17 protein-coding genes are annotated in these 20,272 nt (G+C 72.8%); 10 read left to right on the top strand and 7 right to left on the bottom strand.

Going from position 1 to position 20,272, the window contains the following annotated elements; genetic code table 11:
• Positions 1–165 precede the first annotated feature (165 nt).
• A complete protein-coding gene (locus LHA35_RS03900; RefSeq protein ID WP_226604754.1) occupies positions 166–1,485 on the top strand; it encodes a sensor histidine kinase in 1,320 nt (439 codons plus the stop codon).
• Here LHA35_RS03900 and argJ read toward each other — a convergent pair.
• Both argJ and LHA35_RS03890 read right to left on the bottom strand, forming a co-directional pair.
• Positions 1,463–2,701 (bottom strand): bifunctional glutamate N-acetyltransferase/amino-acid acetyltransferase ArgJ, encoded by a 1,239-nt coding sequence (gene argJ, locus LHA35_RS03895; protein ID WP_226604750.1) that lies wholly within the window; start codon positions 2,699–2,701, stop codon positions 1,463–1,465. The two genes, LHA35_RS03900 and argJ, sit on opposite strands and share 23 nt — an antisense overlap.
• Before the next feature lie 61 nt (positions 2,702–2,762).
• Complete coding sequence (locus LHA35_RS03890; RefSeq protein WP_226604747.1) at positions 2,763–3,713, bottom strand: peptidylprolyl isomerase; 951 nt, start codon at positions 3,711–3,713, stop codon at positions 2,763–2,765.
• Positions 3,714–4,001: 288 nt separating this feature from the next.
• Between LHA35_RS03890 and secA the strand changes: the two genes are divergently transcribed.
• The 5 genes from secA (at position 4,002) to LHA35_RS03865 (ending at position 9,203) form a co-directional block, all read left to right on the top strand.
• Entirely contained in the window at positions 4,002–6,734 is a 2,733-nt protein-coding gene (secA, locus tag LHA35_RS03885) for a preprotein translocase subunit SecA (protein ID WP_226604744.1), read from the top strand.
• An 85-nt stretch (positions 6,735–6,819) separates the two neighbouring features.
• Positions 6,820–7,380 (top strand): hypothetical protein, encoded by a 561-nt coding sequence (locus LHA35_RS03880; protein WP_226604742.1) that lies wholly within the window; start codon positions 6,820–6,822, stop codon positions 7,378–7,380.
• A 179-nt stretch (positions 7,381–7,559) separates the two neighbouring features.
• A complete protein-coding gene (locus tag LHA35_RS03875; protein ID WP_226604739.1) occupies positions 7,560–8,267 on the top strand; it encodes an RluA family pseudouridine synthase in 708 nt (235 codons plus the stop codon).
• On the top strand, positions 8,264–8,632 hold the full coding sequence (locus LHA35_RS03870; protein ID WP_226604735.1) for a hypothetical protein: 369 nt from the start codon (positions 8,264–8,266) through the stop codon (positions 8,630–8,632). Before LHA35_RS03875 ends, LHA35_RS03870 begins: the two co-directional genes overlap by 4 nt.
• Positions 8,633–8,684: 52 nt before the next feature.
• Positions 8,685–9,203 carry a hypothetical protein gene (locus LHA35_RS03865; protein ID WP_226604731.1) on the top strand — a complete coding sequence of 173 codons (519 nt, stop codon included), beginning with the start codon at positions 8,685–8,687 and terminating at the stop codon, positions 9,201–9,203.
• Positions 9,204–9,493: 290 nt separating this feature from the next.
• Here LHA35_RS03865 and LHA35_RS03860 read toward each other — a convergent pair whose 3' ends face one another.
• On the bottom strand, positions 9,494–9,982 hold the full coding sequence (locus LHA35_RS03860; protein ID WP_226605046.1) for a YaiI/YqxD family protein: 489 nt from the start codon (positions 9,980–9,982) through the stop codon (positions 9,494–9,496).
• Between the two features lie 2 nt (positions 9,983–9,984).
• The gene (locus LHA35_RS03855) at positions 9,985–10,140 is read right to left on the bottom strand and encodes a hypothetical protein (RefSeq protein ID WP_226604727.1); all 156 of its coding nucleotides are present in this window, start codon (positions 10,138–10,140) and stop codon (positions 9,985–9,987) included.
• A gap of 420 nt (positions 10,141–10,560) precedes the next feature.
• On the opposite strand from LHA35_RS03855, the gene LHA35_RS03850 reads away from it, so the two are divergent.
• The 3 genes from LHA35_RS03850 (at position 10,561) to LHA35_RS03840 (ending at position 15,309) form a co-directional block, all read left to right on the top strand.
• A complete protein-coding gene (locus LHA35_RS03850; RefSeq protein ID WP_226604723.1) occupies positions 10,561–11,688 on the top strand; it encodes an efflux RND transporter periplasmic adaptor subunit in 1,128 nt (375 codons plus the stop codon).
• Positions 11,689–11,706: 18 nt separating this feature from the next.
• Entirely contained in the window at positions 11,707–14,814 is a 3,108-nt protein-coding gene (locus tag LHA35_RS03845; RefSeq protein ID WP_226604721.1) for an efflux RND transporter permease subunit, read from the top strand.
• A gap of 162 nt (positions 14,815–14,976) precedes the next feature.
• Positions 14,977–15,309: a DHCW motif cupin fold protein gene (locus LHA35_RS03840; protein WP_226604718.1), complete on the top strand. Its 333-nt coding sequence runs from the start codon at positions 14,977–14,979 to the stop codon at positions 15,307–15,309.
• 45 nt (positions 15,310–15,354) lie between these two features.
• Here the strand turns inward: LHA35_RS03840 and LHA35_RS03835 are convergent, their stop codons facing one another.
• From LHA35_RS03835 to LHA35_RS03825, 3 genes are all read right to left on the bottom strand, one after another.
• Complete coding sequence (locus tag LHA35_RS03835) at positions 15,355–16,818, bottom strand: MDR family MFS transporter (protein ID WP_226604715.1); 1,464 nt, start codon at positions 16,816–16,818, stop codon at positions 15,355–15,357.
• A 9-nt stretch (positions 16,819–16,827) separates the two neighbouring features.
• Entirely contained in the window at positions 16,828–17,832 is a 1,005-nt protein-coding gene (locus tag LHA35_RS03830; RefSeq protein ID WP_226604712.1) for an NADPH:quinone oxidoreductase family protein, read from the bottom strand.
• Positions 17,833–18,008: 176 nt separating this feature from the next.
• A complete protein-coding gene (locus tag LHA35_RS03825) occupies positions 18,009–19,010 on the bottom strand; it encodes a tripartite tricarboxylate transporter substrate binding protein (RefSeq protein ID WP_226604709.1) in 1,002 nt (333 codons plus the stop codon).
• 59 nt (positions 19,011–19,069) lie between these two features.
• On the opposite strand from LHA35_RS03825, the gene LHA35_RS03820 reads away from it, so the two are divergent.
• Entirely contained in the window at positions 19,070–20,200 is a 1,131-nt protein-coding gene (locus LHA35_RS03820) for a CaiB/BaiF CoA transferase family protein (protein WP_226604707.1), read from the top strand.
• The last annotated feature ends 72 nt before the right edge of the window (positions 20,201–20,272 follow it).

Below are 20,272 nucleotides of genomic sequence, written 5' to 3'. Positions count from 1 at the left end.
GGGGGGGGGGGGAAGAGCAGGAACAGCCAGCCGGGGCGGCTTGTCAACGCAGGCGATCGTATCATGGACAGAATCGTAACTTTTCTGTGATGATACGGTGCGATCGCGGACTGGGCGGCATCCCGCATCAAGCCTTCGCCGCGCCCGATGCAGCAGGAGTGCGGCATGGACAGGCTGACCTTGCTCTGGGCGAATGCCGGCGTGATGCTGGTGATCGCCCCCATGCTGCTGGCGATCTGGGCGGCGGACCGCCGGCTCTCGCCGCTGGGCATCTGGGCGGCCGCCATGGTCCTGCAGGCCGGCTCGGCGGTGCTCTTCGCCCTGCGGGACAGCATGCCGGAGGCCTGGGCCATCCTGGGTGGCAACGGCCTCGCCCTGCTCTGCGCCGGCCTGCAATGCAGCGCGGTGCGCGCGGCGGCGGGCCATCCGCCCTCCCCGCGCCTCGTCCTGCCGGCCGCCCTGTGGCTGCTGGCCTGCAGCCTGCCCGCCTTCTACGCTTCGCTCCCCGCCCGGATCCTGCTGTTCTCCTGCCTCGTCGCCGCCTGCGACGCAGCGACGGTCCGGGCCTTCCTGCGGCTCCCGGCCAGCCTGCGGCCGGTGCCGCAGCTCGGCATCGCGCTGTTCGGCCTGCGGGGGCTGATCCACGCCCTGCGCGCCGCCACCCTGCTGCTGGACCCGCCCGCGGCCATCGGCATCCCGCCCGCGGGCCCACGCTGGCTGACCGAGATGCTGGCCTACCACATGCTGCTGACCTATCCGGCCGCCGGGTCGCTGGTGATCCTCGCCCTGGTGAAGGGCCAGGCGGAACAGGCCCTGGGACGGGCCGAACAGCAGCGCACGCTGCTGATCCAGGAGCTGAACCACCGGGTCAAGAACATCCTGGCCACGGTCCAGGCGATGACGCTGCAGACCGCGCGGCGCTCGGATGGCGACCTGGTGCGCTTCACCCGGGACTACGGCGCGCGCCTGAACGCCCTGGCACGGGCCCATGACCTGCTCAATGCCCGCGCCTGGACCTCCGTGCCGGCCCGGAACGCGGTCGAGGCCGCGCTCGCGCCCTGGCTCGCCTCGGGCCAGATCGACATCCTGGGCCAGCCGGCGGCGACACTGATGCCGGCGGCAGGCCAGACCCTGGTGCTCGCCCTGCATGAACTGGCGACCAACGCCACCAAATACGGCGCGCTGTCACGGCCGGAAGGGCGCGTCATGGTCACGCTCTGGCGGGACGAGCAGGCGGACGGCGCCGCCGAGCTCCGGCTCTCCTGGCAGGAGGCCCATGGCCCGCCGATCCTCGCGGCGCCGACGCGCCAGGGCTTCGGGCGCAGGCTGCTCGAACAGGGGCTCGCGCGGCAATCGGGCGCCAGCGTGGCGCTGGACTTCCGGCCGACGGGGCTGCACGGCGAGATCCGCCTGCCGCTCGACCGGCGGGCCGCCGGGGTGGGCGGCCCGCCGGAGCCTGTGCTCAGCTCCGATACGATCCGTTGATGTCGATATAGCCATGCGTCAGGTCGCAGGTCCAAACCCGCGCCCTGCCCTGGCCGAGGCCGATATCGACCGTGATCGCGACTTCCCGCCCCTTCATATGGGCGACCACCGGCGTCTCGTCATAGCCGGGCACCACGCCGCCCTCCCGCGCCATCCAGGTGCCGCCGACGGCGACCGAGAGCCGGTCGCGGTCCGCCGGCTCGCCGGCCTTGCCCACCGCCATGACGATGCGGCCCCAATTGGCGTCCTCGCCGGCGATCGCGGTCTTCACCAGCGGGGAGTTGGCGATGCTCATGGCGATCCGCTTCGCCGAGGCATCCGAGACCGCGCCGGTCACGGTGATCTCGATCAGCTTCTGCGCGCCCTCGCCGTCGCGGGCGACCATCAGGGCGAGGTCCATCAGCACCTCGTCCAGCGCCCGGGCGAAGTCGGCCAGGATGGCGCCGCCCTCCGCCGGCACCGGCGGGTGCTGCGCCTGGCCGGTGGCAAACAGCAGCAGCGTGTCGCTGGTCGAGGTGTCGGAATCGACGGTGACGCAGTTGAAGGAGGTTTCGGTCCCGGCCGCGAGCAGCGCCTGGAGGGCCGGGGCGGGGATGGCGGCGTCGGTCGCGACGAAGCTCAGCATGGTCGCCATGTCGGGGGCGATCATGCCGCTGCCCTTGGCGATGCCGGCGATGGTCACGCGCGTGCCGCCGATCTCGGCTGTGCGCACCGCCGCCTTCGGGAAGGTGTCGGTGGTCATGATGCCGCGGGCCGCTTCCTGCCAGCGCGCCGGCGCCAGGGCAGCATGCAGGGCCGGCAGGGCGGCGGTGAGCTTCCCATGCGGCAGGGTCTCGCCGATCACGCCCGTGGAGGCCAGGAAGACCTCCTCCGGCCGGCAGCCGACCAGCCGCGCCGCCGCCTCGGCGGTGGCCCGCACCGCCTCGCGCCCCGCCTTTCCGGTGAAGACATTGGCGTTGCCGGCATTCACCACCAGCGCCCGCGCCACCCCGCCCGGCAGCACCTGCCGGCACCACTCCACCGGCGCGCCCGGGCACTGGTTCTTCGTGAAGACGCCCGCGACGGTGGTGCCGGGGGCGAATTCCATCATCGTCAGGTCGGCCCGCCCCTTGTAGCGGATGCCGGCCTCGATGACGCCAAGGCGCAGGCCCGCGACGGGCGGCACCTCCGGCAGGGGCAGGGCGAGCGGGGAGACGGGCAGGTCCTTGCCGGCCATGGGTGGTTTCCTCTCAGGGGGCGCCGGCGCCGGTTCGCCCCGGCGCCCGGCGGAACTCGTGTCAGCGGCGCTGGGGCTGCGGCGCGGGGCCGGGCTGGGCGGGCGGCGCGGCACCGTCGAGCAGCGAGCCGCCGGCCGGCGCCTGGTCCAGCCGCTCGACCTTCGCGCCCGCGCGCGCGCGCTGCACCACCGCGTCCACCTGCTCCTCCAGCATTTTCTGGCGGATCTGCTGGCGGCTTTCCTCGAAGCCCGGCACCGGGGCGGTGCGGCGCTCCTCCAGCTTGATGACGTGCCAGCCGAAGGCGCTCTTCACCGGGGCGGCGCTCACCTCGCCCGGCTTCATGGCGAAGGCGGCCTCGGCGAATTCCGGCACCATGTCGGCGCGCTTGAAGAAGCCGAGATCGCCGCCGTCGCGCGAGCCGGGATCGGTCGAGAGCCGGCGGGCGGCGGCGGCGAAATCCTCGCCCCCCCGGACGGCGGCGATGGCGGCCCGCGCCTCGGTCTCGGAGCGCAGCAGGATATGGCGGGCGCGCACCTCCTCCTCGCCCTGGCGGCGGCTGTTCTCCTGGTCGTAGCGGGCGCGGATCGCGGCATCGGTCACCTGGGCGGCGACCTCGCGTGACAGGAAGGCCTGCTGCAGCTCCTGCTCCTCGGCCCGCCGGATGCGGCGGCGCACCTCCTCATCCCGGTCGAGCCCGGCGGCGCGGGCGGCGCCGGTCAGGATGCGCTCGGTGATGGTGCGCTCGACCAGCTGGCGCCGCACCTCCGGCGGGATGATCTGCAGCAGCAGCGCCGGCGGCATGTCCCGCATCTCGGCGGGCAGCACGTCCTGGGCGGTCGCCATCACGTCGGAGAGGCGGACGGGCTGGCCATCCACGCGCGCGACCAGCGGGTCCTCGGTGGTGGCGGTCGCCGGGGGCTGGCCCTGCGGGGGCTGCGCCTGGGCGAGGGCGCCGAAGGGGGCAAGCGTGGGCAGCAGGGCGGCGGCCAGCGCGATGGAATGGAAACGCATGGGGAACGACACCCTTCGGACGGCGCCGGACAATGGCGGATGCAAGCCGGGGGGGCAACTGGCCCGCACCGCGGAAAGGCGGGTCACCCCGTCCCGGCGTTGACCTCGGCGCCCCGCTTGCCTATCTCTCGGCCTGCGCCGGGGTCGCGCAGCACCCGCCGCCCGGAAGGGGCTGGGGCCCGGCTTGGCCTCCCTCCCCCTCCCGTCATCACCCCGTCTCGCCTGCGGCGCCGGTGCGGCCGCGGCCGCGCGAACCGGCCGGCGCCCTCCCGGAGTAGCAAGGCCCGCATGTTCGGACGCATCGCCCGCGCCTTTTTCGGCACCGCCAACGACCGGGCGCTGAAGCGCCTGCAGGCGCGCGTGCCGGAGATCAACGCGCTGGAGCCGAAGACCGCCGCCCTCTCGGATGCGGCGCTGCAGGCCCGCACCATCGAGTTCAGGGAGCGGCTCGCCCGGGGCGAGAGCCTCGATTCCCTGCTGCCGGAGGCCTTCGCCACGGTGCGAGAGGCGGCGAAGCGCGTCCTCGGCCTCCGCCATTTCGATGTCCAGATGATCGGCGGCATGGTCCTGCATGAGGGCAAGATCGCCGAGATGAAGACCGGCGAGGGCAAGACCCTGGTCGCCACCCTGCCGGTCTACCTCAACGCGCTCACCGGCAAGGGCGTGCATGTCGTCACGGTGAATGACTACCTGGCGAAGCGCGACGCGGAGTGGATGGGGCGGATCTACTACTTCCTCGGCCTGACCACGGGCGTCATCGTGCATGGCCTGACCGATGAGGAACGCCGCGCCGCCTATGCCGCGGACGTCACCTACGGCACCAACAACGAATTCGGCTTCGACTACCTCCGCGACAACATGAAGTACCGGTTGGAGGAGATGGTCCAGCGGGACTTCAACTACGCCATCGTGGACGAGGTGGACTCGATCCTGATCGACGAGGCGCGGACGCCGCTGATCATCAGCGGCCCGTCGGAGGACAGTTCCGACCTCTACCGCCGGGTGGACGAGGTGGTGAAGGTGCTGGTCACCGACAAGGCGACCTACGACAAGGATGAGAAGCAGCGGACGGCCAACCTGACCGAGGAAGGCTCCGAGGCGATCGAGCAGGCGCTGCGCGAGGCCGGGCTGCTCGAGGAAGGCAACCTCTACGATTTCCACAACGTCACGCTGGTCCACCACGTCAACCAGTCGCTGCGCGCGCATGTCCTGTTCGCGCGGGACGTGGACTACATCGTGCGCGACGACAAGGTGGTGATCATCGACGAGTTCACCGGCCGCATGATGGAGGGCCGGCGCTATTCGGACGGGCTGCACCAGGCGCTGGAGGCGAAGGAGCACGTCACCGTCCAGCCGGAGAACCAGACGCTGGCCAGCATCACCTTCCAGAACTACTTCCGGCTCTACCCCAAGCTCGCCGGCATGACCGGCACCGCCTCGACCGAGGCGGACGAGTTCGCCGAGATCTACAAGCTGGAAGTGCTCGAGATCCCGACCAACGTGCCGGTCGCCCGCAAGGACAGCGACGACGAGGTCTACCGCTCCGCCAGCGAGAAGTACGACGCCGTCATCAACCTGATCGAGGAGGCGCGCGGCCGCGGCCAGCCCATCCTGGTCGGCACCACCAGCATCGAGAAGTCGGAGCTGATCTCTGGGCTCATGAAGAAGCGCGGCATCCCGCACAACGTGCTGAACGCCCGCTACCACGAGCAGGAGGCGGAGATCATCGCCCAGGCCGGCCGCCCGGGCGCCGTGACCATCGCGACCAACATGGCCGGCCGCGGCACGGACATCAAGCTGGGCGGCAATGCCGAGGCGCTGGCGCGGCAGGAGACCGGCCAGTCCGAGGGGCCGGACTACGAGGCGGCGCTCGCCCGCCACGCGGCCGAGGTCGCGGAGGCGCAGCGCCGCGCGAAGGAGGCCGGCGGCCTCTTCGTCATCGGCACCGAGCGGCATGAGAGTCGGCGCATCGACAACCAGCTGCGCGGCCGCTCCGGCCGGCAGGGCGACCCCGGCGCCTCGCATTTCTTCCTCTCGCTCGAGGACGACCTGATGCGCATCTTCGGCAGCGACCGCATGGGCGGGATGCTGCAGAAGCTCGGCCTCAAGGAAGGCGAGGCGATCGTCCATCCCTGGATCAACAAGGCGCTGGAGAAGGCGCAGAAGAAGGTCGAGGCGCGGAACTTCGATACCCGCAAGAACCTGCTCAAATACGACGACGTCATGAACGACCAGCGGCGGGAGGTCTATGCCCAGCGCAAGACCTTCATGCAGGCCGCGGACGTCGCCGAGACGGTGGCCGAGATGCGCCGCGAATGCATCGGCGGCCTGGTGGACAAGGCGATCCCGGAGAACGCCTATCCCGAGCAGTGGGATCTCGAGGGCCTCGAGCAGAAGGTGCGCGAGCAGCTCGGCCTCGACCTGCCGGTGCAGGCCTGGGGCAAGGAGGAGGGCATCGACGAGACGGCGGTGCGCGAGCGGATCGAGGCCGCGGCCGAGCAGCACTATGCCGCCAAGGCCGCGAATATCGGCCCCGACCTGATGCGCATGGTCGAGAAGTCGCTGCTGCTGCAGATCTTCGACGCGGTGTGGAAGGAGCACCTGCTGGCGCTCGACCACCTGCGCCAGGGCATCGGCCTGCGTGCCTATGGCCAGCGCGACCCGCTGAACGAGTACAAGTCCGAGGCCTTCCTGCTCTTCAACACCATGCTCGCCGACCTCCGGGAGCGGGTGACGAGCGTGCTGATGCGCATCGAGCTGCGGCCGGAGGCGCCGCTGCCCATGCCGGAGCCGGTGCGGGTGATGGACATGCGCCACCCTGAGCCGGCGATGGCCGAGATGGAGATGGCGGAGGGCGGCGGGCCGGGCTACGCGCCGGTGCCGATGAACGCGCCGGACGCGCCGCGGCGGGCGGAGGCGGTGGATCCGGCCGATCCCGGCACCTGGGCCCGCACCCCGCGCAACGCGCCCTGCCCCTGCGGCAGCGGCCGGAAGTTCAAGCACTGCCACGGCCGGGGCTGACGACCGCCGAATCCGGAATGGCGCGGCTACGGTTTGGTTACGGTTTTGCGTGATTCAGGGGCGATCCGAGAGAGAGGATCATCCCATGCTCCATTGCACCTCCGTCGCCCCGCATGCGGTGCACCACCCCGCCTGCGGCTGCGCCGCACCGGTGGGCCGCCGCGGCCTGCTGGCCGGGCTTGGTGGCGCCATGGCGCTGGCCGGGCTCGCGGGCCGGGCCAGCGCCGCCAGCGGCCATTACGAGGCGATGCTGGTGAACTGCATCGACCCGCGCTTCACGACCGGCAGCTTCGCCTTCATGGATGGGCGCCGGCTGCGCGACCGCTACAGCCAGTTCGTCATCGCCGGCGGGCCGATCGGCGCCGTGCATCCGCGCTTCGCGCCCTGGCACGGGGCCTTCTGGGACAATCTCGACATCACCGTCGCGCTGCACAACATCCAGGGCGTCGTGGCGATGACGCATCGCGACTGCGGCGCGGCGAAGCTCGCTTTGGGTGAGGCGGCGGTGGCGACCCCGGCGGCCGAGACCGCCAGCCATGCCGAGGTGCTGCGCGCCTTCCGCGCCGAGATCTCGAAGCGCAAGCCGGCCCTGAAGGTGGTGACCGGCATCATGGCGCTCGACGGCTCCGTCGAGGAGATCACCTGACCCGGCGGGCGGTCCGGGCCCTTCACCCTCCGGCGGACCGCCCTTGCTGTCCGGTCGTTCACGCAGCCCGGTGATCTGCGCCAGAGAAGATGGCGGATGGGCGTTCAGTTCTGAACGCAATCCGCTGTAGAGAAGCGGCATCACCGGGCCAGGAAGCCAGGATCATCCGCGCCGCAACATTGCCGTCCCCCGACCTGGCCGCCCGCCTGCTCCATCGCGACGACCGCGTCCTGGTCCTCGACAAGCCGGCCGGCCTGCCGGTGCATCGCGGCCCGCGCGGCGGCCCCTCGCTCGAGGACTGGCTGCCGGCACTCGCCTTCGGCAAGAAGCGGCTGCCGCAGCCGGCGCACCGGCTGGACACCGACACGGCGGGCTGCCTGGTGCTGGGGCGGACCAAGCCGGCGCTGGCCGAACTCGGTGCGCTCTTCGCCGGGGGCCTGGCACGGAAGACCTACTGGGCCGTGGTCCGCGGTGCGCCGCCGGCGCCGGAGGGCGTGGTGGACGCGCCCCTCCTCAAGCACAGCACGGCGAAGGCGGGCTGGCGGATGCTGGTGGACCCCGCCGGCCAGCCGGCCCGCACCGAATGGCGGGTGCTGGGTTCGGCCGGCGGGCTGAGCTGGCTGGAGCTGCGCCCGCGGACCGGCCGGACCCACCAGTTGCGGGTGCACTGCGCCCATCTCGGCTGCCCGATCCTGGGCGACCCGCGCTATGGCGCCCCATCCGGCGATGCGGCGTGTCGCGGCGCTCCCGAGTGTGACGCCGGAAGGCTGCACCTGCTGGCCCGCGCCATCGCCCTGCCGCTCGACCCGCCGATCACGGCCATTGCCCCGCCGCCGCCGCATATGCAGGCGGCGCTCGCCGCCTGCGGCTGGCGGGAGGCAGCGTGATCCGCGTCCTCGCGCTGCTGCTGCTCGCGGCGCCGGCCATGGCCCAGGCCCCGCGCTGCGGCTTCGGCCTGGGGCTGGAAGGGCTGCGGGGCGCCGACCGCCACCTCCGGGCCGGCAGCGCGGCGGAGGGGCTGCTCGCCGGCCGCGAGGCCGCCGATGCCGCGGCCGCGGCGCTCACCGAGGCGGCCGCGCGCCTCGCGGGCTGCGGCTGTCCCCTGGCGGCGGAGCAGGTGCGGGAGGCGGCCGGCCTCGCCGAGCAGGCCCGGTCAGAAGCCGGCCCGGACCGCCTCCGCCGCACCCTCGACCGGGCGCGATTCTCGCTCGGGCAGGCGCGGGAGAGGCTGGACCGCCGCGGCTGCTCCTGATCCGCCGGGAGCCTCGGGCGTTGCCAGTGGCAGGATCGAAGGACACCCGCCCATGCCCCGCCCGCACCCCTCCCGCCGCCTCGTCCTGCTCTCCGGCCCCGGCCTGCTGCTCGCCTCCGCCGCCTTCGCCCAAGGGGGTGGAGGTGGGGGTGGAGGTGGCGGCTCTGCCGGCGGTGGCGCCGCGGGCGGCGCGGCCGGTGGTGCCGCTGGCGGCACGGGCGGCGCGGGCGCCGGCGCGACGCCGGGCATGAGCACGCCGCCGATGGGGGGCGGCAGCGCGGGATCCGGCGCCACCGCCGGGACCGGCCCGTCCGGGCAGGGCGGCTCCCCCACCGGTCAGGGGACCCAGGGTCAGCAGGGGGCCCAGGGTCAGCCGGGCCAGCCCGGCCAGCAGGGCAGCGCCCCGCAGACCCGGCGCGAGGCCGTGGAGCAGCAGCAGCGCGCCGCCGGCGTCGCCACCCCGCCCGAGCGCGATGCCCAGCAGCTCCGTGACCTCAACACCATGTCACGGCAGCTCGTACCCGGCGCGCCGGTGCCGGCGCCCGAGGCGGGGACGCTACCCGCGCGGTAGTTCGGCCCCGTCGCGGCAGCGGCCCGGAGCCATGGGCCGCATGGGCCAAGCCCTGGACGGGCTACAGCGGATTGCATTCAGAACTGAACGCTCATCCGCTGTAGCTCCTTGTTTTCCGAGCAGATTCACACCTTCGGTCGTTCACGGCCTCCGGCGATCTGCTCTAGCGGCTCCGGCGATCCAGCCCTTCCGCAGGCAGGGTGCGCCAGGGCCGATGGGCGCCTGGCCCGGACCGCAGGCCCTTGCCGCGGCAGCCGAGGCGGCCGGCCGCGTGGCCAGGTCGCGGCCGCCTATTCGAAGCTCACCCAGGGCCGTGGCGGCGGGGCCGCGGCATCGCGCCTCGCCGCCGCGATCTCGGCATCCAGCGCGGAGAGGAAGCGCGAGCGGTCCGCCTGGGTGAGCGGCGCCGGGCCGCCGGTCTGCAGCCCCCTCTCCCGCATCTCGGCCGACACCGCCCGGCCGGCCAGCGCATTGCCGATATTGTCCAGGGTCCAGGGCCTGCCCTTGAAGCCCAGCGCCCGCGCCCCCCTGGCGAGGCAGCGCGAGGCCAGCGGGATGTCGGCCGTCACGCAGACATCGCCGCGGGTGATGCGCTCGGCGATCCAGTCATCCGCCGCATCGGCGCCCTCGGGCACCAGCACCATCTCGACATTCGGCAGGCCGGGCGGGCGCACCGGCCGGCTGCCATTGCTGACCACGCGCACCGGCAGGGAGAGGCGCGTCGCCACCCGGAACACCTCCTCCCGCACCGGGCAGGCATCGCCGTCCACATAGAGCATCGTCACCGCACCCTGACCTCCGCCCGCGCCGCCACGCCCGCCGCGTCCAGCCCTGCCATCCGATAGAAGCCGGCGCCGGGCGGTGTCCAGGCCGCCTCGCCCCGCGCCGGCTCGCCCGAGGGCAGCCGGGCGGCGGGGCCGGCGCCCTCCGGCGGCAAGGCAGCGGGCGGGGAGGCCGGGCGGAGGCGATCGGCCGCCGCGGCCTTCGGCGCGGCGCCGGCGGCGGCTGCCGGCCATTCGCCGCGCGCCCCGCAACGGGGGCCGTCAGCGGGCCGGGACGCGGGACAAGAAGGCGCATCGGGCGGCCCCGGCCTGGCTGGCCGCCCGGCGGCAGGCCATGGGACCCGGCGCCGCGAGATGCCGGGCTGCGCGGCCTTGCCGGGGTGGAAGGGCGGCGCCATCTGGCACGGAGCTTGCTGATCCTGGCTTGCCGGCCAGGGCCTGCTGCCGGCAGCGCCGTCCGGCCCTTCCTTGGGTTGATCGACCGACCGCGTGGGATTGGCCATAGTCCGCCGTATAGGTGCTTGATCGCCCCCGGAACGGGGGCCGGCCATGGTTTGGCCCGGGAAACGGAACGCATGACGCCACGCCTGCCCTTGCTGCGCCGCAGCCTCTGCGCCGCCCTCATCGCCCTGGCCCCGGCGGCGGCCGCGCAGGCGCAGGGGGCCGGCAGCGTGCCGGTGACCACCGATCCGGTGCAGATCGGCCCGGTGCCGGTCGAGATCCTGGCCAATGGCATCGTCGCCGCGGAATCGGTGGTGACCGTGCGCACCCGCGTCGATGGGCAGATCACCCAGGTGCATGTGACGGAAGGCCAGATGGTGCAGCGCGGCCAGCCGCTCTTCACCCTCGACAGCCGCCAGGGCCTTGCCCTGCTGGCCGAGCGGGAGGCGCAGCTCTCCCGCAACCGCGCCCTGATGGCCCGCTTCCAGGCCGACATGCAGCGCTACCAGTCGCTGCGCGGCGAGGGCTTTGCCGCCCAGCAGCGCTTCGAGCAGGCCCAGGCCGAGGCGCTGGCAGCGGCGGCGAATGTCCGGGCGGATGAGGCGGTGGTCCAGCAGATCAAGCTGAACCTGGAATTCGCCAATATCGTCGCCGAGGCCGATGGCAGGCTCGGCTCCCTGCCGCTGCGGGTCGGCAATTTCGTGCGCCAGGCGGAGAACACGGCCCTCGCCACCATCACCCAGGTGGATCCCATCCTGGTGAATTTCGCCGTGCCGGAGCGCTGGCTGGCCGAGATCAAGGCCGCCATGGCGCGCGGCGCCCCGCGCGTGCGGGCGCTGCCGGACCAGGACAGTGCCCCGCCGGCCGAGGGAGAGCTCGTCTTCGTGGACAGCGCGGTCGATACCCAGACCGGCACCATCCTGCTGAAGGCGCGCTTCCCGAACCGGGATCTCCGTCTCTGGCCCGGCCAGTATGTCGAGGTGAGCATGGCGCCGCGGGTGGATGAGCGGGCGACGACGGTGGCCGCGGCGGCGGTGCAGACCGGCCAGCAGGGCCGCTTCCTCTTCGTCATGACGCAGGACGGGACGGCCAGGCGGCGGCCGGTCGAGCTGGTGCGCAGCGTCGGTCTGCGCGCCGTGGTGCAGGGCGAGCTGGCCGAGGGCGAGAAGGTGATCGTGGACGGCGCGCAGCGCGTCACGGAGGGCACGCGGGTGGTGGAACGCAACCCGCCGCCGGCGCCGCAGCGCGTCTCGGCGCGGTAAGGGGCGGGAACCGGCAGGATGGGCCTCTCCGAACTCTGTATCCGTCGCCCGGTGATGACGCTGCTGCTGACCATCGCCGCGGTGGTCGCGGGCATCATCGCCTATACCCGCCTGCCGGTGGCCGCGGTGCCGCGGGTGGATTTCCCGGTCATCACCGTCTTCGCCAATTTCCCCGGCGCCAGCCCGGAGACCATGGCGACCAGCGTGGCCCTGCCGCTCGAGCGCGAGTTCAGCACCATCGCCGGGCTGGAATCGATGTCCTCGATCAACGGCCAGGACACCACGCAGATCACCCTGCAATTCGTCCTCGGCCGCAACATCGACGCGGCGGCGCAGGACGTGCAGGCGGCGATGACGCGGGCGCAGCGCCGGCTGCCGATCGACATGACCATCCCGCCCAGCTACCGGAAGGTGAACCCGGCCGATGAGGCGGTGATCCTGCTCGCGCTCTCGGGCGGCGACATCCCGCTCTACCGCCTCAACGACGTCGCCAGCACCATCATCGCCCCGGCGCTGTCGCGGGTGCCGGGCGTCGCCCAGGTGCTGACCTATGGCGAGCAGCTCTATGCCGTGCGGGTGCGGCTCGATCCGGACCGCATAGCCGCCATGGGGCTGGCCTTCGACACCATCCAGCAGAGCATCGCCCAGGCGAATTCCAACACCCCGGTCGGCCTGCTGCAGGGGGAGCGGCAGCAGCTCACCCTCCGCGCCAACGACCAGCCGCAGAATGCCGAGGAATTCGGCCGGCTGGTGGTCGCCGGCCGCGCCCAGGCGCCGGTCCGGCTGAACGAGATCGCCGAGGTGGTGGACGGGGTGCAGAACCTGCGTGTCGCCTCCTGGCGCAACGGCCAGCGCTCCCTGGTGCTGGCGGTGCAGCGCCAGCCGGATGCCAACACCGTGGAGGTGGTGGATGGCGTGCGGGCCAGCCTGCCGGCGCTGCAGGCGGCGCTGCCGCCCGGCGCGGCGCTCGACGTGCTGCTGGACCGCTCGGTCTCGATCCGCGACGCGGTGCATGACGTGCAGCACCACCTGCTGATCGCGATCGGCCTGGTGATGCTGGTCTGCTTCCTCTTCCTCCGCCGGCTCAGCGCCACCCTGATCCCGACCGTCGCGGTGCCGATCAGCCTCTGCGTCGCCTTCGGGCTGATGTATGTCCTCGGCTACGGCATCGACAACGTGACCCTGCTCGGCCTGACCATCGCAGTCGGGCTGGTGGTGGACGACGCCATCGTCATGATGGAGGCAATCATCCGCCGGATGGAGGAAGGGATGGCGCCGCTGCAGGCGGCGATCACCGGCGCGCGCGAGATCAGCTTCACCATCCTCTCGATCACCCTCTCGCTGATCGCGGTCTTCCTGCCGATCCTGCTGATGGGCGGCGTGGTCGGGCGGGTCTTCAACGCCTTCGCCGCCACCGTCTCCCTCGCCGTCATCGCCTCCTGCATCGTCTCCCTCACCCTGACGCCGCTGATGACCAGCCGGCTGAAGGGCCATGCCCTCGGCCATGGCCGGCGCGCCCCCTTCTGGGACCGGGCGCTGGAGGCCGGCTTCCGCGGCGTGGAGCGCGGCTATGCCTGGCTGCTCGACCTCTCGCTGCGCTTCCGGCTGGTGGTCTGGATGATGTTCCTCGCCTCGGTGGTCGCGGCCGGCTGGATGGCGGTGCACATCCCGAAGGGCTTCTTCCCCGTCGAGGATACCGGGCAGATCCGGGTCGCCACCGAAGGCCCGCGCGGCGCCTCCATGGAGGCGATGGCGGATGTGCAGAACCGGCTGGCCGATGTCTTCCGCGCCTCGCCGCATGTGCAGAACGTCGTCTCCTCGCTCGGCACCGTCGGCGGCAGCATCTCCATCAACCAGGGCCGGATGTTCCTCGAGCTGAAGCCGCGCGCCGAGCGCCCGCCGGTCGAGGAGGTGATCCAGCAGCTCCGCCGGCAGGCCGCCCAGTTCCCGGGGCTCCGCGTCTTCCTCAGCCCGACGCAGAACATCAATTTCGGCGCCCGCATCACCCGCACCCAGTATCTCTACACCCTGCAGGGCCTCCGGCTGGAGGAGCTGTACGACTGGGCGCAGCGGATGGAGGACCGGCTGCTGCACCTGCCGCAACTCCAGGACGTCAACACCGACATGCAGCTCGACGCGCCGGTGGTGCAGGTGCAGGTGAACCGGGACCGCGCGACCGCCCTCGGCGTCTCGGTCGAGCAGGTGCGCCAGGCGCTCTTCTCCGCCTTCGGCTCCCGCCAGATCAGCACCATCTACGGCCAGGCCAATGCCTATCCGGTGGTGCTGGAGGCGCTGCCGGAGGACCAGCGGGACGAGACGGGGCTGGCCAAGATCTATCTCCGCTCCTCGACCGGGCGGCTGGTGCCGCTCTCGGCCGTCGCCAGCATCGAGCGGCGGGTCGGGCCGCTCAACGTCTCCCACCAGGGGCAGCTCCCGGCTGTCGTCATCGGCTTCAACACCCCGCCGGGCGTGGCGCTGGGGGATGCGGTGAATGCCATCCGCGCGGTGGAGCAGGAGCTCGGCCTGCCGCCCACCGTCGTCACCGCCTTCAGCGGCGCGGCGCAGGTCTTCCAGCAGGCGCTGGCCGGCCAGGGCATGCTGGTGCTGGCCGCGGTGCTGATCATGTATGTGGTGCTGGGCGTGCTCTATGAGAGCCTGATCCACCCGCTGACCATCCTCTCCGGCCTGCCGGCCGCGGCGCTCGGCGCCTTCGCCACCCTCTGGTGGTTCGGGCTCGACCTCTCGGTCATCGCGGTCATCGGCGTGCTGCTGCTGATCGGGCTGGTGAAGAAGAACGCCATCATGATCGTGGACGTCGCGCTGCAACGGCAGCGGGCGGGGGCCCCGGCCTATACCGCGGTGCGGGAGGCCTGCATCATCCGCTTCCGCCCGATCATGATGACGACGCTCGCGGCCGGCGCCGGCGCCATCCCGATCGCGGCCGGCTGGGGCGCGGCGGCGGAGCTGCGGCAGCCGCTCGGCCTCGCGGTCGTCGGCGGCCTTGCGGTCAGCCAGGTGCTGACGCTGTTCGTGACGCCGGTGCTCTATCTCGGCTTCGATGGGCTGGCGCGGCGCTTCACCAGCCGGCGGCGGCAGGCGCCGGCCGCGGCTGCCCCGGCTGAGTGACATCAAGCCGCATAATCGCTGACCTGCAGCCGCCGCAGGCGGCTGAACGCCCGAACGGGCGCCGCGCCTTATGGCGCGCAGCCAAGCCGCCGCAGGCGGCGCCGGCGCCTGAGGCCGCATCAATGTGTCAGCATTCATGCGGAACGGTATGAGGAGGCGCCCATGAAGATCCCGCCCCTGCCCTTCACCGTCACCGACTGGGCCGCCGTGCCGGAAACCCGCCACCCCGGCGAGACCGGGGAGGCGGTGTGGCGGACGATCGAGATCGGCGATCTCCGCATCCGGCAGGTGGCGTATTCGCCGGGCTACCTCGCGGATCATTGGTGCGACCGCGGCCATGTCCTCTATGTGCTGGAGGGCGAGCTGGAGACTGAGCTGCGGGACGGAAGGCGGTTCACCCTCACGCCGGGGATGAGCTACCAGGTCTCCGATTTCGGCGATGCGGCGCACCGGTCCTCCACCCGGACGGGGGCGAGGCTGTTCATCGTGGATTGAGCCTGCCGGGGCCGGACCGCGGCCGGAAGCCGCGGCTCCTCCCCCTCACTCCGCCGGCACCCGCTTCGCCGGGGCGACGCCATGGCCGCTCACCGCCTCCCCCGCCTCCGGCGCCAGCCGGGCGAAGAAGGGGGCGGAGGCGGCGACCACCGCGGCCGCCACCAGGAAGGCCGCCGCGAAATCCGGCACTGCCAGGCCGTGCCGCCCGGCCAGCAGGGCGCTCGCCTCCAGCACCGTCGTCGCCAGGACCACGCCGAGCGCCGGCGCGAGTTGCTGCACCGTGCCGGAGAAGCTGGTCGCGGCCGAGAGCCGGCCGGGCGGCACATCGGCGAAGGCCAGCGTGTTCAGCGCGGTGAATTGCAGGCTGCGGAACAACCCGCCGATCGCCAGCAGCGCGAAGATCAGGGGCAGCGGCCAGGCCGGGGTGAAGGCCGCCGCCGCCGCGACGCCGGCCGCCGCCAGCAGGGCGCCGCCGATCAGCACCCGCCGGAAGCCCCAGCGCCTCAGCACCGGCCGCGCCAGCGGCTTCATCGCCAGCGCGCCGAGCGCCGTGGCGAAGGAGACGAGGCCGGCCTCGGACGCGCTCTTCCCGAACCCCACCTGCAGCAGCATGGGCACCAGGAAGGGCGAGGTGCCGGCGCCGATGCGGAACAGGCTGCCCGCCAGCACCGATTGGTGGAAGGTCGGGATCCGCAGCAGGGCGAGGTCGAGCGCCGGCCGCGCCACCCGCCGGCAGTGGCGCAGCGCCGCCCAGCCGAACATCAGCCCGAGCACGAGACCGGCCTGCGGCAGGCCCGGCGGGACCACGCCGCGGCCGATCGTCTCCAGCCCGAACATGAAGAGGGCGAGCGCCGTCCCCAGCAGGAACAGCCCCACCACATCCGGCGGGCCGGGATTGGTCGGCTCGACGCGCGGGATCTTCCAGGCGACCAGCACCAGGCCGAGCAGGCCGATCGGCAGATTGATCAGGAAGACGGAGCGCCAGCCGAAGGCATCGGTCAGGAAGCCGCCGAGCGGCGGGCCGCTGATGGGCCCGATCATGGCCGGCATGGTCAGCCAGGCCATGGCGGAGAGCATCTCCTCCTTCCGGACCTGGCGCAGCAGCAGCAGCCGGGCCACCGGCACCATCATCGCCCCGCCGATGCCCTGCAGGATGCGCGCCCCGATCAGCTCCGGCAGGCCGGTGGCGCGGCCGCAGAGGAGGGAGGCGAGGGTGAAGACCGCGATCGCCGCCATGAAGACGCGCTTGGCGCCGAACCGGTCCGCCACCCAGCCGGAGACGGGGATGAAGACGGTCAGCGCCACCAGATAGGAGGTGATGGCGGCGCCCAGCCGCGCCGGCTCCACCGCCAGGTCCCGCGCCATGGCCGGCAGGGCGGTAGTGACCGCGCTGCTGTCCAGGTTCTGCATGAAGAGCGCGCTGGCGACGATGGCCGCGACCAGGCGGGGATCGGCCCGTGGGCCGTGAAGGGTCGGTGGGGCGGGGTCCGCCCCGCCGGTCTCGCTCATGCCGGCAGGCTACGCCCCGCCCGGCCGGAGCACCACGCGGCCCACCGCATTGCGGCCCCGCACCTCCGCCATGGCCTCGCGGAAGCGCTCCAGCGGAAAGCTCGCATGCACCTCCGGCCGGAGGGCGCCGGCTGCCCACCAATCGACAAGTTGCTGCCAGAGCGCCTGGGCGCGCGGCGCGTGGAGGTGGCGGTTGTCACCCGGCGACCAGCCGACATAGGTGCCCCAGTTCAGCCCGGCGACCGCGATGTTCTTCAGCAGCAGCAGGTTGATGGGCAGGGTCGGGATGCCGCCGGCGGCGAAGCCGATGGTCACCAGCATCCCGCCATCGCCGAGGCAGCGGAGATTCTCGTCGAAGACCGGCCCGCCCAGCGTATCCAGCACCGCCGAGACGCCCTGCCCGCCCGTCGCCTCCCGCACCGCGTCCTTGAAGGGCTGGGCGCTGTCCAGCACCAGATCGGCCCCGCGCGATTCCGGCACCTGCCGCTTGGCCGCGCCGCAGCGGGCGATGACGCGGGCGCCGAGCGCCTTGGCGATCTCCACCCCGGCCAGCCCGACGCCCGCCGCGGCGCCATGCACCAGCACCCACTGGTCCCGCTCCAGCCGCGCCCGCCACATCAGCGCCGAGCCCGCGGTGGGATAGCTGATCGGCATGGCGACGGCGGGCTCCAGCGGCAGCCCGTCCGGGATGGGCACCACATGGATCGCGTCCGCGACGGCCTCCTCCGCCATCCCGCCCCAGTCGAGCACGGCGAAGACCCGCGTGCCGGGCGGCAGCGGGTCCGGCACGTCCGGCGCGCTCTCGACCACGGTGCCCGCCACCTCCGTCCCTGGCGTGAAGGGCAGCGGCGGCTTGCGCTGGTACTTGCCGGCGACGACGAGTTGCGTCGCGAAGCTGACGCCCGCCGCCTCGACCCGGATGCGCACCCCGCCCGGCCGCAGCGGCGGGGGCGGAACCTCCTTCAGCTCCAGCGCATCGAATTCGCGCCAGCTCTCGCAGACCAGGGCACGCATCGGGGCCTCTCTCTCGGCAGGGGCCGGCGGCAAGCCGGCCGGGACTAAGCTGGGCGGCAGGCTTGAAGCTGGCCGGCCGATTCACGCCGCCGGGCTTTGCCCTCCGACGACCGGGCGGCGTGTCTCTTGCCGGCCGATTCACGGCTCCGGGCTGCGCCCTCCGGCGACCGGACGGCTCAATCCAGCGTCAGGCGCGCATCGCGCACCAGCTTCCCCCAGCGTTCGTATTCGCGGGCGCAGAACAGGGTGAAGTCCTCCGGCGAATCGGCAACCGGATCGGCGCCGAGCGTCGCCAGCCTCTCCCGCACCTCCGGCGCGGCGACGGCGGCCGTCACCGCCTGTTGCAGGCGGTGGACGATCGGCATCGGCGTCCGGGGCGGGGCCCAGATGGCGTACCAGGTGGCGATGTCGAAGCCGGGCACCCCGGCCTCCGCGATGGTGGGCAGGTCCGGATAGGCGCCGACGCGCTGCGCGGTGGTGACGGCCAGCGGCCGCAGCAGCCCGGAGCGGACGGCGGCGGCGCTGCTCGGGATACTGTCGAACATCAGCTGGACATTGCCCGCGATCAGGTCCTGCACCGCCGGGCCGGCGCCGCGATAGGGCACATGCACCATCTCCGTCCCCGTCATCAGCTTGAACATCTCGCCGGCCAAGTGCAGGGCCGAGGCATTGCCGGAGGAGGCATAGGAGACGCGGCCGGGATTCGCCTTCAGATGCGCGATCAGCTCCGGGATGCTGCGCACCGGAAGCTGCGGGTTCACCACCGCCACCAGCGGCACGCGGGCCATGTTCGTCACCGGCGTGAAATCGGCCAGCGCGTCGAAGGGCATGTTCCGGTTGAGGTGCGGGATGATGACATGGATGGAAGCGTTCATCAGGAAGCTCTGCCCATCCGGCGCCGCCCGCGCGATGACCTCGGAGCCGATGACGCCCGAGGCCCCCGGCCGGTTCTCCACCACCATGGGCTGCTTCAGATCCTCCGCCAACCGTGTCGCCACGACGCGGCCGAGGATGTCGGTCGGCCCGCCCGGCGGGTAGGGGACGACGAAGCGCACCGGGCGGTTCGGCCAGTCCGTTCCCTGGTGCGTTCCCTGGTGCGTTCCCTGGGCCCTCGCCAGGGCCGGCGCGGCCAGCAGCCCCCCGAGCGCGAGCCGCCGCGTGATCCCCATGCCGGTCATCTCTTCCCGTTTCCTCCGTTCCGGGCAGGATAGGCGCCGAACGAGGGAAGGGAAACGCCATGGCCGACCGGATGCAGCCCTACACCGGCCTCTTCGTGCTGGATGCCAGCCAGGGCATCGCCGGGCCCTATTGCGCCACCCAGCTCGCCGCCTGCGGCGCGACCGTGGTGAAGATCGAGCCGCCCGCCGGCGACTGGTCCCGCGGCCTCTCGACGCGGGAGGGCACGCAGAGCGTGATGCATGTCTCCTTCAACCGCGGCAAGCGCAGCGCGGTGCTGGACCTGCAATCCGAAGCGGGCCGCGCCGCCATGCTGAAGCTCGCCGCCCGCGCCGACGTGATGCTGGAGGCCTTCCGGCCGGGCGTGGCGAAGCGGCTCGGCCTGGTGCCGGAGGCGGGGAAGCCCGACGTGGTCTTCCTCTCCATCTCCGGCTTCGGCCAGCAGGGCCCGCAATCGGAGCGCCCCTGCACCGACAGCGTGGCGCAGGCCTATTCCGGCATGGTCTCGCTCAATGTCGGGATGGATGGCGTGCCGCACCGCACCGGCCAGATCATGATGGTGGACATGGTCACCGGCCTCTCGGCCTTCATCGCCGTCCAGGCGGCGCTGGCCGAGCAGGCGCGGGACCGCGTGCAGGGCGCGCCGCCGCGGCGGCGGGTGCTGGATGTCTCCCTCATGCAGTCGGCGGCGGCGCTGATGGCCTTCAACATCGCCGAGCAGGGGCTGCTCGGCCGCGTGCCGCCGGCGGCCAACCTGCCCTCGGGCACCTATCAGGGCAGCGACGGCCGCTGGTTCATGGTGGCGATGCTGCGGGAGCCGGAATACGCGCAGCTCTGCGGGATCATCGGCCGGCCGGAGCTGGCGACCGACCCGCGCTTCGCCAGCTTCGCCCTGCGCTCGGAACACCGCGAGGCGCTGCTGCCGGAGGTGCGCGCCGCGATCGCCGCGCGCCCGGCGGCGGAGTGGGTGGAGCGCTTCCAGGCGGCGCGGATGCTGTGCGACCTGGTGAACACGCCGCTCGACTGGCTGGCCGATCCGCATGCGAAGGCGGTGGGCGCGGCGGTGCCGCTGGAGCAGCCCGGCCTCGGCACCCTGCCCTTCCCGCGCCTGCCCGGCCTTGGCCCCTGGAGCGTGCCGGCCCCGGCCCTCGGCGAGCATACCGAGGAGGTGTTATCCGAGCTGGGCCTCTGACGGCAGGGTGAGGGGCATGACAGGGCAGTGTATCTTGGGGCCGCCTCACCCGGAGGCGTGACACCGCCCCTC

Source organism: Roseicella aerolata (assembly GCF_020523605.1).
Lineage (GTDB): Bacteria > Pseudomonadota > Alphaproteobacteria > Acetobacterales > Acetobacteraceae > Paracraurococcus > Paracraurococcus aerolatus.
The sequence above is the reverse complement of the archived record's forward strand: the minus strand, read 5'-3'. Positions and strand labels throughout refer to the sequence as shown.